At 65.1% G+C, this 15,175-nt stretch carries 10 protein-coding genes; 6 read left to right on the top strand and 4 right to left on the bottom strand.

The annotated features are described in order from the left end of the window. Window positions 1-25 precede the first annotated feature (25 nt). The 4 genes from QAT43_RS03945 to QAT43_RS03930 all read right to left on the bottom strand — a co-directional run bounded on the left by QAT43_RS03945 (window position 26) and on the right by QAT43_RS03930 (window position 4,552). Window positions 26-925 (bottom strand): phosphate/phosphite/phosphonate ABC transporter substrate-binding protein, encoded by a 900-nt coding sequence (locus tag QAT43_RS03945; protein ID WP_305041741.1) that lies wholly within the window; start codon window positions 923-925, stop codon window positions 26-28. A 15-nt stretch (window positions 926-940) separates the two neighbouring features. Next, window positions 941-3,427 carry an EAL domain-containing protein gene (locus QAT43_RS03940; RefSeq protein WP_305041740.1) on the bottom strand — a complete coding sequence of 829 codons (2,487 nt, stop codon included), beginning with the start codon at window positions 3,425-3,427 and terminating at the stop codon, window positions 941-943. Between the two features lie 172 nt (window positions 3,428-3,599). Next, window positions 3,600-4,076 carry a MaoC family dehydratase gene (locus QAT43_RS03935; RefSeq protein WP_305041739.1) on the bottom strand — a complete coding sequence of 159 codons (477 nt, stop codon included), beginning with the start codon at window positions 4,074-4,076 and terminating at the stop codon, window positions 3,600-3,602. A gap of 293 nt (window positions 4,077-4,369) precedes the next feature. Further along, window positions 4,370-4,552, bottom strand: coding sequence for a hypothetical protein (locus QAT43_RS03930; RefSeq protein ID WP_305041738.1), 183 nt, complete (start codon window positions 4,550-4,552; stop codon window positions 4,370-4,372). A 432-nt stretch (window positions 4,553-4,984) separates the two neighbouring features. Between QAT43_RS03930 and QAT43_RS03925 the strand changes: the two genes are divergently transcribed. The 6 genes from QAT43_RS03925 to QAT43_RS03900 form a co-directional block, all read left to right on the top strand. After that, window positions 4,985-7,750 carry a response regulator gene (locus QAT43_RS03925; protein ID WP_305041737.1) on the top strand — a complete coding sequence of 922 codons (2,766 nt, stop codon included), beginning with the start codon at window positions 4,985-4,987 and terminating at the stop codon, window positions 7,748-7,750. Window positions 7,751-7,785: 35 nt separating this feature from the next. After that, a complete protein-coding gene (locus QAT43_RS03920; protein WP_305041736.1) occupies window positions 7,786-8,139 on the top strand; it encodes a PilZ domain-containing protein in 354 nt (117 codons plus the stop codon). Window positions 8,140-8,235: 96 nt separating this feature from the next. Next, a complete protein-coding gene (locus QAT43_RS03915) occupies window positions 8,236-8,430 on the top strand; it encodes a hypothetical protein (protein ID WP_305041735.1) in 195 nt (64 codons plus the stop codon). A gap of 207 nt (window positions 8,431-8,637) precedes the next feature. Further along, window positions 8,638-9,876, top strand: coding sequence for a molybdopterin molybdotransferase MoeA (locus QAT43_RS03910; protein ID WP_305041734.1), 1,239 nt, complete (start codon window positions 8,638-8,640; stop codon window positions 9,874-9,876). Window positions 9,877-9,897: 21 nt separating this feature from the next. Continuing rightward, the gene (locus QAT43_RS03905) at window positions 9,898-11,844 is read left to right on the top strand and encodes a molybdopterin biosynthesis protein (protein WP_305041733.1); all 1,947 of its coding nucleotides are present in this window, start codon (window positions 9,898-9,900) and stop codon (window positions 11,842-11,844) included. 134 nt (window positions 11,845-11,978) lie between these two features. Further along, on the top strand, window positions 11,979-15,175 hold a 3,197-nt coding region (locus QAT43_RS03900; RefSeq protein WP_305041732.1), incomplete at its 3' end, for a CheR family methyltransferase.

The raw sequence follows: 15,175 nt of genomic DNA, 5'->3' as shown, positions 1-15,175 counted from the left end.
CCCGGCGCCGAAGTGCAAACAGACGTCACTGATTGACGTACTCATAACTCTTGAGGTCGATGCCCGCCCGCTCGGCCCAGCCGAAGACCGGTTGATAGTCCTCGACACCGGTTTCGATGAAGCGCAGGGCGTGAAACTGCTCCAGCACCCGGCGACCCTGGGGAACCTTGTCCAGGCGCAGCAAGGCCTGCTTGAGCTTGTCCTGGAGGTCCGCGTCCAGATCGGGACGCACGCACAGGCCGTTGGAGGGCACCTTGCCCGAGACCGCCAGGATCTGGAGCTCCTGATCGACGCGCGGGTCGCCGGCGCGCACCAGATCGAACATCGAATTCTTCGAGGCCCCGACATCGGCTTTGCCTTCCAGCACCGCGTAGATGCCGGCGTCATGGCTGCCGGCAAAAAAATACTCGCCCAGGTAAGCGTCGATGTCCGTAACCCCGGCCTCGCGCAGGTAGGCCAGGGGATAGAGGTAGCCCGCCGTGGTGGCCTTCTCGACAAAGGCGAAGCGCTTGCCGCGCATGCCCGCCGCGTCGCTGATGCCGCTGTCCTTACGCGTGTAGATGACGCCGTGATAGGTCGATTCGCCATCCAGGTTGACCGGCCGCGCCAGGGGTATGACACCCAGCTGCTGGATGGCCAGGGCGCCGGTGAAGGAGCCGAAGAAGGAGCCGTCCAAACGGTCGCGCGCGAAGGACTCGATGAGATTACCGTAACGACTGAGCATGGTGAAGCGCACCGGCACGCCGATTTCCTTGCCCAGATATTCGCCCAGGGGGCGAAAGCGCTCCATCTGCTTGAAGACGTTGAGCTCGGGGATCAATCCGATCACCAGTTCTTCCTTCCGTGCTTCCCCGAAGGCATCCCCCCCCAGGGCCAGCAGCAAAAACAGAAGCATGAGCAGTTTTTCACCAAAGGGCAGGCGCATCCGCGACTCCTTGAATCAGGGGACCAGGGACTGACGGCGGATCAGCTGCTCGGCCGTCGCCGCGTCCAGGGCCGGATGAAAAAGATTCCCTTGCACGTACCCGCAGCCCAGGTCTTGCAGCTTTTCCAGTTCCGCCTGCGTTTCCACGCCTTCGCCGACAGCCTTGAGATTGAGGTTCTGCGCCAGGGCGAGAATGGTACGCACGATTTCGTAGTTGTCCCGATTGTGATCGATCCCGGAGATGAACGAGCGGTCGATCTTGAGGGTGTCAATGGGAAAATGCGGCAGATAGCTCAGGGACGAATAGCCGGTGCCGAAATCGTCGATCTGCAACCCCACGCCCAGGCTCTTGAGTTCCGCCAGCAGCGCGCCGGAGGTCTGCGGGTCCCCCATGAGGGTGCGCTCGGTGATTTCCAGCCGCAGGCTGTCCGGCGGCAGTTGATGCTCGGAGAGCATCTTGCGGATGGTCTCGACCAGCGCCGGGGTGAATTCGCGCCCGGACAGATTGACGCTGACCGCCAGGAACAAGGCCGCGCCCCCCAGGCTTCGCCATTGCCCGAGGCGCCGGCAGGCCTCGCCCAACACCCACAGACCGATGGTGGGAAGCAACCCGATGTCCTCCGCCAGGGGAATGAAATCCGAGGGCAGGATCAGGCCGCGGGTCGGATGCCGCCAGCGGATCAGGGCCTCGAAACCACTGAGCTTGCCCGTGGCCGATTCGATCACCGGCTGGTAGCACAGATGGAACTCCTGGCGCTCGATGGCGCGCCGCAGATCGTTTTCCAGCTGCAGATGCGCCAGGGAGTGATCATGCATGGATTTGTCGAAAATCTCGTAACGCGCCTTGCCCCGTGCCTTGGCATGATACATGGCCAGATCGGCGTCGCGCAGCAATTGGCCGGGCTGTTCGTAGCCCCGGGAACTCAGGGCGATGCCGATGCTGGCGCTGGTGAACACCTCATGGCCGTCGAGCATGAAAGGCCGCGGCAGATCCTTTTGGATGCGCCGGGCAATGGCCACCGCCTCGTCCAGACCATGGATATCCTCGAGTAGGATGCCAAACTCATCGCCGCCCAGGCGCGCCACCGTGTCGCTCGGGCGGATAAATTCCGCCAAACGCCGCCCCACCGCGATGAGCAACTGGTCGCCGGTGAAATGGCCGAGACTGTCGTTGATGAACTTGAAGCGGTCCAGATCGAGAAACAACACGGCAAAGAGAAAGCCCGGGCGACGCTGGGCGGTAAGCAGGGCATGCTCAACGCGGTTGGCGAACAGGGCGCGGTTGGGCAAACCCGTCAGGGCATCGTGAAAGGCATCATGAACCAGTTGTTCCTCGGTCTTCTTGCGCTCGGTGATGTCGGTCTGCGAACCGGCCAAGCGATAGGGACGGTCGTTCTCGTCGCGCACCGCCACACCCCGGGTCAGGGTCCAGCGCCAGGTGCCGTCCCGATGCCGCAGGCGCTGCTCGCTCTCGATGTGCGCAACGGTTCCCTCCAGATGAAAGGCGATCTTGGCCTCAAGCCCCTGGCGGTCATCGGGGTGCACCAGCCGGAACCAGTCGTTCGGATCGGTGCCGATGTCGGGCTCGTCATAGCCGAGCATGGATTTCCAGCGCGGGGAAAAATAGATGCTATTGCCGAGAAGATCCCAGTCCCACAAACCATCGTTAGCGCCGCGCGCCGCCAGGGCGTAGCGCTCCTCGCTCGCGCGCAGCGCCCGTTCCGCCTGACGGCGTTCCTCGACCTCACCTTCGAGCCGCGCGTAGCTGTTCTTGAGCGACAGGCTCATGGCGTTGAAATGCCGCGCCAGTTCGCCGAACTCCTCGCGATAGACGGTTTCCAGGGCAAAGCCGTATTCCCCGGCGGCGATGCGGCGGGTCGCCGCCACCAGGGCGCGCGTCGGCCGGGTGATGGAGCGCGCCAGAAACACGGCGATCAACAAGCCGAACAAGCCCGCCAAGGCCACAAGAACCAACAGGGCGTTCTTGGAGCGCTGAATCTCGGAGAAGGCCTGGGCCGACACGCGCTCCACGCCCAGGGAGGCCTCCCGGGCCATGCTTTCCACTTGCAGCAGCAGGGTTTCCCCCACCTGCGAGGCATCGTGCTTGAGCCGCTCCAGGCGCCGGCTGTCGGCGGAGGTGGTGATGTAGAAGCTCAAAGCTTTCTTGAAATCCTCGATTAGCAGTCCCACCTGCTCCAGATCGGCGAGGGTCTCGGGGCGATGATGGCAACTGGTGCAGGCGGCGGCCAGGCTCGTGAGGGCGTCAACGTTGTCCACGATGCGGTCGAGACTTTGGGAATAAGGGGTATGCACGGTGTAGAGGTCGGAATTGACGCGCATCACGCGATGCACCAGGCTGGCGCGCAGATCACTGATCTTATGCAGGTTGAGCAGGCGGTTGAGGGTGGCGGTCGTCTGGTTGACATTGTTGATGGAGACAAAAATGCCGAAGAGATAGATGAGAAAAAGCAGGGAGAGGGAGATGATGATCCGAAATTTCATGCATGCTCTTCTTTTCGCAGGGCGCCGGAAACATGCGGGAGCCGCAAGGAAACCCGAAAAAAAACCACGCCCGGGATGCGATGATTATTGGGCGCAGACTACCTTTTTACTCCTTTCCTCTCCACGGGTCAATAAAATTTTTTAATGTCTTTGCAGCACGCAGCCCTGGCCTTTAAGGGTACAGGCGAAAAATTTGCTCGGCAATGCAGGCCGGTTTTTCCTCGCCCTCAATGTCGATGGTGAAGAGATAGACAATCTCCACGCCCTCGCCGACCGTGCGCGCCTCCTGCACGGCGGTCCGGGCGCGGATGCGGGCGCCGGCGCGCACCGGCGCGGGAAAGCGCACCCGGTTGAGACCGTAATTGAGGCGGCGACGCATGCCGGGATACTCGGCGGCGAAATAGTCGGGGCTGTTGCTGCCGGTGAGCATGGGCAACAGTGACAGAGTGAGAAAACCATGGGCGATGGTCGTGCCCAGGGGCGACTCCGCCGCCGCGCGCGGGGGGTCGACGTGAATCCACTGTTCATCGCCGGTGACGGCGGCGAAGCGGTCGATGCGATCCTGATCCATCAGCGTCCAGGAACCGACGGCGATTTCCCGTCCCAATCGGGCGCGATAGAGGTCCAAAAGGTTTTGCGCAGCGGTCATGGCCACTCCTTTGCACGGCATTCAGGTAGACGGCGGCGACGCGACGGGCCGGTCGTCGCCACATGGCTTTCTTTTACACCGTCTTGAGGTCCAACGCCAGGATTTCGCCGGAAATGGCAAGAGGGGAGAGATTTTTTCAGGAGAGGCGCCCCGCGATCCGGCCCCGGAACCCTGCCGACCCCGCGGTCGCCGCGGCGACGGCGGTTGTCAGATCGGAGGCAATTCCGGGGCCGAACTTGGGAAAAGGGTTGAATCATCCTCGGGCTCGCTGCCGCCCGTGGCAGGACGGGTCATCATTCGGAACCGGCAACCTCGTCAACCCGCGCATAGGTTTCTTTTTTCGGCAGAAGCGGCGAGATAAGGCCGTAAAAATTCCCGAAATACTCGCTGCGACCCGCCGAGGACTGATTGCCGACGACTTCCATGTAATCTTCCTTGACCTGGTTGATTCTTTCCCACATACGCGCTTTGCTCATACTGTCCTCCCGTGCTTGAACTTGATGGGCATCCTTGCGCCCCGCTTCCTCGGGCAGGCATCCGCCTATCGGCTACCCCCCCATGTTGGATGCGTATTTTTTAGAACAGCTTTCTATAAATAAACTTGACGTAAGTCAAAACAGTCAGAGCGCCACGCCAAATATAATTTTTTAGCAAAATCAAATATCTTTGATTTTTTTTAAAGACTGATAAACATTTTATTAATTTGTATTTTTTACTAGTTTGAAAAAGACGTTACCATTTTAATAACATCGTTTTTGTTTTGCCGGCGCTTCTTGCTAATCTTTCGCACAGAAATCCCTTGCCCTGCCCCGCACATTTAAAGTAAATTAATTTTTATATTTTTTTCATTTTGCCGCGACACTGAACGCTTTCCGCCACACTAACCGTCGCAACAGGCGCAAGGAACCATGCCGGATCATCGCCCCGCCATCCTGATCGTCGAGGATTCACCCAGCGCTTCGCGCCTGGTCGCCGACTGCCTGACAAGCCAGGGGTTCACGGCGGAGGTCGCGGTCTCGGGCGAACAGGCGCTTTCCTGGTGTCGCATCCACCGCCGGGGCCTGCTGCTGCTTGATTTCAAGCTCGGCGACATGACCGCCGACGTATTGGTGGAAAAGCTCGCGGAACAGGGGCTGCGGATGCCCTTCATCGTCATGACCGGCCAGGGCGACGAGCGCACCGCCGTCGCCATGATGAAACTCGGCGCCCGAGACTATCTGGTCAAGGACGAGAACTTCCTGACCCGCCTGCCGCTGACGGTCCGGCAGGTCAGCCGCCAACTGGCGGTGGAAAGCCGCCTGGCGGCGACCCAGCAACAGCTTCAGGATCAGAAGGAGCGCCTGCACGCCGTGCTGCGCACCCTGCCCGACGCTGTCTGGGTGTTGGATGCCGAGGGCGCCTGCCAGGAAGTCATCTCGCCGGGCCGTCATCCCGCCCTGGACATGGCCCGCGGGCGCAACCTGCGCGACACCCTGGACCCGGCGACCGCCGACGCCATCCTCGCGACCATCCGCGCCGGCCTGGCCGGCCGCCGCATGCAAAGTCTCGAATATAGTCTGCGGGCCGGCGACCGCACCCTGTGGTTCGAGGGACAGGCCGTGCCCCTTCAGGACATGGCCGGCGGCGAGGCCGTGGTCTGGGTGGCTCGCGACCTCTCGCGCCACAAGCAGACCGAGGAGTTGCTGCGCCGCGCCAAGGAGGCCGCCGATGCCGCCTCGGTGGCCAAGAGCGCCTTTCTTGCCAACATGAGCCACGAAATCCGCACGCCTCTCAATGCGGTCATCGGCATGAGCGGGCTGCTGCTGGACACGCCCCTGAACGAGGAGCAGCGCGATTTCGCCGAAACCCTGCGCCTGTCCAGCCAGACCCTGCTGGCGCTGGTCAACGACATCCTGGATTTTTCCAAGATCGAGGCGGGCAAGCTCACCCTCGAAGCCAACCGCTTCAACCCGCGCCATGCCGTGGAAGACGTCATGGACATGCTCTCGGTGCTGGCCTCCGAGAAGGGCCTGGGCTTTTCCAGCGTCATTCATCACGACGTGCCCCAAGAGCTGATCGGCGATGCCGGGCGACTGCGCCAGATCCTGCTCAACCTGGCCGGCAACGCCATCAAGTTCACCTCGGCCGGCGAAGTGGTGATCCGCGCCATCCCGCAGAGTGAAACCTCCGAGCGCATCCAGATTCTGTTCACCGTGACCGACTCGGGCCCCGGCCTCGACCCGGACGAACAGGGAAAACTGTTCCAGGCCTTCAGCCAGGTGGACGCCTCGGCCACCCGCAAGCACGGCGGCAGCGGCCTGGGCTTGGCCATCGCCCGCCAGCTGGTGGAACTCATGGGCGGGGACATCGGTATCGACAGCTCCCGGGGCAAGGGCGCAACCTTCTGGTTCACCGCGTCTTTTGACCGAGTATCGGGTGAAAACGCGACCCCCGGGGACGCGAACGAGACCCTGGAACAGCGGCGCGTCCTGATCCTCGCCCCCAACAGCACCGGCCGTCAGGCCCTGCGCGAACAGATTCGCCAGTGCGGCTATCGCTGCGGCGAAATCGACCGCCCTGAGGCGCTGCTGGAGAAGATGCTCAGCGCCACGGCGGCGGGCGACCCCTTTCACGTGCTCATCGCCGACCTGGACAGCCTGCGGGAGCAGATCCCGCCCCTGGCGCGGGCCATCGGCGCCGAACCGGCCCTTTGCGGGACGACGATCGGCGTGCTGACCAGCAACGCCGGTGGGGAATGCACTCGCCTCAAGCAGGCCGGCCTCGGATTCTGCCTGCGCAAGCCGGTGCGCCGCGATAAATTGCGGCAGGCCCTGGCGGGCGACCACGGCGAGACAGCGCCGCCCGTGCCGCGCGACGACCTGGAGGCCGCCCCCAGCGAGCCCGGGGCGCGCGCCCCGCGCATCCTGGTGGTGGAGGACAACTCCGTCAACCAAAAGGTCGCCCTGAAGATCCTCCACAACCTGGGGCTGCGCGCCGATGCCGTCGCCAATGGCCGCGAGGCCGTCGAGGCCTGGCTGAGACTTCCCTACGACCTGATTCTCATGGACATCCAGATGCCCGAAATGGACGGACTGGAAGCCACCGTGGCCATTCGCCGACAGGAGCAGGACGATCGCCGACGCATCCCCATCGTCGCCATGACCGCCCATGCCTTGCCCGACGACCGGCAGCGCTGCCTGGAGGCCGGCATGGATGACTACCTGACCAAGCCCATCGACCCCGCGACCCTGGCGGACATCATTTTCCGGCACCTCGCTCCCCCGCCAGGGAGGGAGCGGGTCGCAAGGCACGCGGCTTGGCCTGAGGCAAATCCGGACATCGCGGCCTTTTGCGGCGAGAGCCTGCTGCGGCGAATGGGCGGGGATCCGACGCTCTGCCGGGACCTGGTGGCCCTCTTTGTCGACGACTTTCCCAATCTGGCAAGCCAGTTGCAAAGTCTGGTCGAGGCGGGCAAAATGGAGCAGTTGCGACGCGCCGTACATACCGTCAAGGGGGCCGCGGCCAATGTGGAAGCCCGGCGGGTGCACGCCCTGGCCATCAGCCTCGAACAGGCCCTGGAGCAGGATGACCAAGAAGGAATCCAGCGCTTCACGGCCGACCTGATGCCCGCTTTCCAGGAATTCGCGCGCCAGGCCCAAGCCGATTTGCCGGCTCTGGACCCGGATCAGCCCTGAACAAAAGTCCCTATCCCTCAGCAGGAGGCACGTTCATGACGGAAAAAAGGCGCTTCGGCCGCATTCCCTTCGGCAGCTCGGTGACCTTGGAGGTCGAGGGGCAAGCCATGACCGCCCAGCTTGTCGACCTGTCGCTCAAAGGCGCCAAGGTCCATCTTCCCAAGAACCGGTCCCTGGCGGCCGATACGCGGTGCCGTTTCGCCCTGGATCTGGACTGCGGTCTGACCCTGAGCTTCGGCGCGCAGGTCGCCCACAGCAACGGCGAACAACTAGGCCTGAAATTCGTTGAATCCGACCCGGAAAGTTTTTCCCACCTACTGCGCCTGATGGAGCTCAACACCGGCGACGGCGAACAGATCGAACGGGAACTTCACAGCCTGGGTTCCTAGCCGCGCTTGCGGTTTGGTGCTAAAATTGCAGGAGGTAGACAAACCCACACGGCGTCAGTTGTTTTTTTGACCCGCACCGTCAAGGAGGTCTATCCCATGCGTCTTAATTTTGCCCTGGACCAGATTCTCGGACGCAACCCTCGGGAAGTCAGCCGCCTTTTTCGCTCCGTCGGCCTGGACCCCGAACGTCCCTATATCGCGCAAATCACCCTCAACAGCGTGATCATCGAACAGGAAAAAAACGGCCGGACCGAGCGCCACCAGGCGGCGGTCAGCGCCCCGGACATCTGATCCCGCGGCGGAGTCTCCATTTCGTGCCACGCCTGTCACACTGAGACAAAATTGGCCCAAGCCACGCCGCAGGGGACGGCTCTTTCTCCCCGGTTCCCGCCGATTCTCGCTCGACCAAGGCGGTGGGCGGCGCGCCAATTTTGCTTTGTCACGCCTCGCTTTTCGGTATAATGCCTCTCCCACCCCGCCGAATCGCCGGAGACGTCCATGAGCAGCCGCTTTCTTCACACCCTGAGCCGCAGCGATTTTTGCGCGCTGCTGCGCCGGTTCGCGCCCACAGCGGCCGAAACCCTGCCCTTCACCACGACCTTCGACCGGATTCTGGCCGAAAACCTGACCGCTCCCGAGGATCTGCCCCAAGGCGATCGCTCCTGCATGGACGGCTACGCCCTGGCCGCCGCCGACACCTTCGGCGCCGGCGAAGGCAACCCGGCCTATCTCGAATGCCGCTACGCCATCGAGATCAATGCCTATCCGGACTTCGTCCTCGCCCCGGGCGAGTGTGCCTGGATTCCCACCGGCGGCTTTCTGCCGCCGGGCGCCGACGGCGTGGTCATGGTGGAACACACCCAGGACATCGGCGGCGGCACCATCGAAGTCCGCCAGAGCGCGGCGCCGGGCGAGAACGTGATGTTTCGCGGCGAGGATGCCCGGCGCGGCGCGCCCCTGCTCAATGCCGGCACGCGCCTGGGCGTTCCCCAGATCGGCCTGCTGGCTGCCCTGGGCATCGGCGAGGTCGCGGTCCATCGCCGACCGCGCATCGCCATCCTCTCCACCGGCGACGAGATCGTGCCGGTCCATGCGCGGCCGCGCCCCGGAGAGATGCGCGACGTCAATTCCCACGCCCTGGCCGCGCTGGTTGCCCAGGCCGGCGGCGACCCGGTGTTGCTCGGCATCGTCCCCGACGATCTGGCGACCCTGCGTGAGACCCTGGCACGCGGGCTGGCGCGGAGCGACGCCCTGTTTCTCTCCGGCGGCAGCTCCAAGGGCACCCGCGATCACACCCTGGACGCCATCGCCGCGCTGCCCGGCGCGGACATCCTCGCCCACGGCGTGGCCATGGCGCCGGGCAAGCCGACCATTCTCGCCCGCGTCGGGACCAAGCCGATCCTCGGCCTGCCCGGTCAGGTCGGCTCGGCGCAGGTGGTGATGCTGGTCCTGGGCCAGCCATTAGTGCGCCATCTGAGCGGCGACGGCCGCGCCTTCGACGAGACCCGACGGCCGGTGCGCCGCGCCCGCCTGGCACGCAATCTGGCTTCGCGGCCCGGACGTGAGGATTATGTTCGGGTACGCCTGGAAGAAACGCCCGAAGGCTGCCTCGCCCATCCTCTCACGGGCAAATCGGGACTGCTGCGCACCCTGCTGCACAGCCACGGCCTGCTGCGCGTCGCCGCCGAGGCCGAGGGGTTGGTGGCGGGGCAAGAGGTGGAGGTGTGGCTGGTTTGACAATCCCTAAAGAGGTTTTTCATGTCCCGACGTAACATCTACCTGCAAACCCTGAGTGTCGCCGAGGCACTGGAGCGCGCCCGCGCCGCCCTGGACCGCGACGCCCTGGTCGGCGGTGAAATTCTCGCCACCGAGGACGCCGCCGGACGGGTGACGGCCGCAGCCGTTCATGCCCGCCTCTCCGCGCCGCCCTTTCACAGCGCCGCCATGGACGGCTACGCGGTGCGCGCCGAGGAGACCTTCGGTGCGCGCGAGGAGGCGCCCCTGCGCATGGTGCCGGGCGAAAGCTGCCATCCCATCAACACCGGCCAGCCCCTGCCCGAGGGGAGCAATGCGGTCATCAAGATCGAGGACGTGGTGCCCCAGGCCGACGGCAGCCTGCTCATCGAGGCGGCGGCCTTTCCCTGGATGCACGTGCGGCGCATCGGCGAGGACATCGTCGCCACCGAACTGCTGCTGCCGCAGAACCACCTGCTCTCGCCCTACGACATCGGCGCCCTGCTCACCGCAGGTGTCTGGGAGGTGCGGGTCTGGGAACCCATACGGCTGGTGTTCATCCCCACAGGCGACGAGGTGCTGGATTTCACCACCCGCCCCACCCCGGCGCCGGGACAGGTGATCGAGAGCAATTCACAGATTTTTTGCGCCCTGGCACGCACCTGGGGCGCCGTGCCGCGTCGCCTGCCGCCGGTGCCCGACGACCCCGCCCGACTGCGCGCGGCGGTCGCCGAAGCCCTGCAAGGCGCTGCCCAGGTCGTGGTGGTCGGCGCGGGCTCCTCCGCGGGCAGCAAGGATTTCACCCGCGCCGTCTTCGCGGAATGCGGCGAGATTTTGGCCCATGGCCTGGCCCTGAGCCCGGGCAAGCCGACCCTGCTCGGCGTGTCCCACGAGGGCAAGCTGCTGGTGGGGGCGCCCGGCTATCCGGGCAGCGCCATCGCCTGCTTCGAGGAGGTGCTGGCGCCCCTGGTCGCCTGGCTCGGCCGGCGTCCCGCGCCGGAACGTCCGCGCATCCGCGCGCGCCTCGCACGCAAGACGCCCTCGCGCCTGGGCAGCGAGGAAATCCTGCGGTTGGCGGTGGGTCGCCTCGACGACCACCACATCGCCGTGCCCTTCGGTCGCGGTGCCGGCATGCTCAGCACCCTCACCCGCGCCCAGGCCCTGGGGCGCATCCCCGCCGCCAGCGAGGGCCTTGAGGAGGGTGCCGAGATCGACGCCGAACTGCTGGTGCCCCAAGCCGGACTGGAGCGCGTGCTGGTGCATGTGGGCAGCCACGACAACATTCTCGACCTGCTCGCCAACGAGCTCATGGGCCTCGCCGAGCCCCTGCGCCTGGTGTCGGCCAACGTCGGCAGCCTGGGCGGCCTCATCGCCCTCAAAAACGGTGCGGCCATGCTCAGCGGCTGCCACCTCTTCGATCCGCCGACGGGCGACTTCAACTTCCCCTTTCTGCGGCGCTACCTGCCCGACCTGCCGGTCACCGTCGTCAATCTGGCCATCCGCAGCCAGGGCTTCATCCTGGCGCCCGGCAACCCCAAGCAGATCCGCGTCCTCGCCGACCTCATCCGCCCCGAGGTGCGTTTCGTCAATCGCCAGCGCGGCGCCGGCACGCGCATCCTGCTCGATCACCAGTTGCGCGAGGCCGGTCTCGATCCCCGCCAGATCAGGGGTTATGAACGCGAGGAGCACACCCACATGGCGGTGGCCATCAATGTGCGCAGCGGCGCGGCCGATTGCGGCCTCGGCATTTTTTCCGCGGCCCGCGCCCTGGACCTGGATTTCGTGCCACTGGCCGCCGAGCGCTACGATCTGGTGATTCCCGACCGCCTGCTCGCGGACCCGCGTCCGCGGATGCTGCTCGATCTGCTGCGCGATCCCGCCATCCACCGGAAAATCCAGGATTTGGGGGGCTACGACACCCGGTTGTGCGGACGGATCATGCAGGAGGGCCTGGGTCTGGGCGAACCCTGAAAAAAAAATCATAAGCCCCCATCAATACCATTGCCTAAGACTGGTTAAGTTGCTATAAGAATTAGGCATTCCCTCCATAAGGCGCTTCTCCCTGCATTCCGCCCCCTTGCGGCGGCTTTTTTCAAGGATTCGGCATGGCTTCACGCACATCCACCCCCGGCAAGGACCGGGTCGCCGGTGACCCGGTCCTTGCCGGCCCCGTGATCGCCATTGGCGCCAGCGCCGAACATCTTGCGCCCCTCAAGGAGCTTCTCCGCCACCTGCCGCCCGAAAGTGGGGCGGCGTTCGTGATCCTGGCGCAGCGCGGCGACGGCGAGGCCCGCTCCCTAGCCCAGTCCCTCGCCCGCTGCACGGCGCTGCGCGTCACCACCGCCCGCTCCGGGGAAACACTCCGTGCCAACCGGGTGTACCTGCAACCCGCCGGCACGTTTCTGCGCCTGAGCGAAGGCCGGCTATTCCATGACCCGGCGCCCCAGGGCCGCCCCTGCCTGCCCATCGGCCATTTCCTGCGCTCCCTGGCGGAGGAGCGCGCCGAGGAAGCGGTGGCGGTCATGCTGGCCGGCACCAGCGACGACGGCACCCTCGGCCTGCGCGCCATCAAGGCCCAGGGCGGACTGGTGCTGGCCCAGGAGGTCGCCGATCTGCGCCACTGCGCCCTCGCCGACTGGGTTTTGCCCCCGGCGGCGCTCGCCGCGCGGCTCGTGGATCTCATCTCTCTCATCAGCGCCCAGCCGCCGGACACGGCGGCGACCTCCGCCGGCAAGCACCTGCACGCGGTTCTCGCCCTGTTGCAGCTGCGCCACGCCCATGATTTCGGCTGCTACAAGCCCAAGACCCTGCTGCGACGCATCAGCCGACGCATGGTCATCAACGGCCAGCGCAAGCTCGAAGGCTACCTGGAGATCCTACGCGGCAACGAAAAGGAAATCGATGCCCTGTTCGCCGATCTGCTCATCGGGGTCACGCGCTTTTTTCGCGATCCCCAGGCCCATGACCTGGTGCGGCAGAAGGTCCTTCCCGCCCTGCTCGGCAAGGGCCCCGAGAACGGTACCCTGCGCGCCTGGGTGCCGGGCTGTTCGACAGGCGAAGAGGCCTATTCCCTGGCGATGCTTTGCGTTGAGGCTTTGGAGCAGCTTGGAACTCCGGTGGACATCCAGATCTTCGCCACCGATCTCGACCCCGAGGCCATTGCCTTCGCGCGCGCCGGACTCTATCCCGAGGGAATCCTGCGCGACGTGGATCCGGCCCGCCTCGAGCGGTTTTTCATGCGCGAGGAAAACGGCTACCGGATCCGCGAGGAGTTGCGCGAGAAAATCCTCTTCGCCCACCATAATCTGCTCAAGGACCCGCCCTTTTCGCGTCTCGATTTCATCTCTTGCCGCAATCTGCTGATCTACCTGGAGCCCCACACCCAGCAGAAACTGCTGCTGTGTTTCCATCAGGTGCTGCGCCCCGGCGGCTACCTGCTGCTCGGCGCCTCCGAGCACTTGGGGGAGGCGGGCGGCTATTTCTCCGCCATCGACAAAAAATGGCGGTTGTTTCAGCGCCGGGAAACCAGCGCACCCCGCGACCGGCGCCTGAGCCTCTTTCCCGCCGGAAGATTTACCACTCCGCCGACGGCACCCGGCGCGCGCGGCGACAGCCAGCCTTCCCTGGGGGCCATGGCCGAAAAAAAACTGCTGCGCGAATACGCCCCGGCGGCGGTGGTGGTCAACCGCGAGCTCGACGTGGTTCACTTCCCCAGCGGCACGGGGGAGTTTCTCACGCCGCCCATCGGCAGCGCGACCTTCAACCTGATCCGCATGGCTCGCGAGGATCTGCAGCCGGTGCTGCGCTCCCTGTGCTTCCAGGCCTTCAAGGACAAACGCAAAACCGCCTACCATGGCCTGCGCCTGCACCAGGAAGGGCGGGCGCGCCACCTCAACATCATCGCCGACCCCTTTGCCGCCGGAGGTGGGGAGGATTTGCTGCTGGTGGTCATCCAGGAGTGCCTGGAAGGCCCCCAGGACGCGGCCAACGCTCCGCCCCCCCGCGCCGTACCCGCCGAGCGCGACAAGGATCTGCTCATCCAATACCTGGAGGAGGAGCTCAAGAACAAAAGTGAAAGTCTCGGCAGCGCCCTGCGCGAATACGAGTCCTCCCACGAGGAGCTCATGTCCATCAACGAGGAGCTCCATTCGGCCAACGAGGAACTGGAAACCTCGCGCGAGGAGCTTCAGGCCCTCAACGAGGAACTGTTCACCGTCAACGCCGAGGTCCAGCACAAGAACGAGGAACTGGCGCGCACCAGCTCCGACCTGTCCAACCTGATCAACAGCGCGCACATCGCCACCATCTTTCTCGACCGCGAGAGCCGGGTGCGACGCTTTACCCCGGCGGCGGGCGAGATCTTCAATCTCATCGAGGCGGACCTCGGCCGGCCCTTTCACCACATCTCCGGACAACTCGACACGGCGGCGATCCTCGCCGGCGCGCGCCTGGTGCTGAAGAACCTCAGCGACCAGGAGCAGGAACTCGTCAGCGCCGACGGTCGCTGCTACCTGCTGCGCATTTTCCCCTACCGCACCCTGCAGGATCGCATCGAGGGGGTGGTGATTTCCTTCATCGACATCAGCGCGCGAAAAAACGCCGAAGAGGAGCGCGAGCGGCAGCGCCGCATCGCCGAGGACCGCGCCCGCGAGGCCGAGGAGGCGCGCCGCGTGCTTCAGGCGATCATCGACCATGTGCCCCTGGGCCTGGGCGTGGCCGACCGCGAGGGCAACCTGCTCATGGTCAGCCGCTTCGGCCTCGACCTGGCGGGGCTTCCCATGGACCAGGTACGGACCGGCACCATCCATGACTATCCCAAGATGTGGCGCATGTATCACCTCGACGGTGAGCGTCCGGCGCGCCCCGAGGAATTGCCGCTGATGCGGGCGGTGCGCCGGGGCGAGGTTTGCTTCGGGGAAGAATGGCTGCTGCGCCGCGCCGACGGCGAACAGATCGTGGTGGCGGTGCATGCCGCCCCGATTCGCGCCGCCGCCGGCGGCATCTCCGGCGCCGTGGTCGCGTGGAGCGACATCACCGAAGCGCGCCGGCAGAAGCTGGCCCTGGCCGAGAGCGAACGGCGCCTCAAGGTGGTGATCGACAACCTGCCGGCCATGGTCTTCGCCGCCGACGAGCGCGGCCAGATCCTGTTCTGGAACAAGGAGTGCGAGCGGGTCAGCGGCTATCTGGCCGAGGAGGTGGTGGGCAATCCCATGGCCCCCGAGCGCCTCTTCGCCGATGCCGACAGCCGCCGCCGCTGGCAGCAGGACATCTGCGCCGGCAACGGCGCGCCGAGCGAGATGGA

Origin of the sequence: Geoalkalibacter sp., assembly GCF_030604225.1 — a bacterium.
Classification (GTDB): domain Bacteria; phylum Desulfobacterota; class Desulfuromonadia; order Desulfuromonadales; family Geoalkalibacteraceae; genus Geoalkalibacter.
The sequence above is the reverse complement of the archived record's forward strand: the minus strand, read 5'-3'. Positions and strand labels throughout refer to the sequence as shown.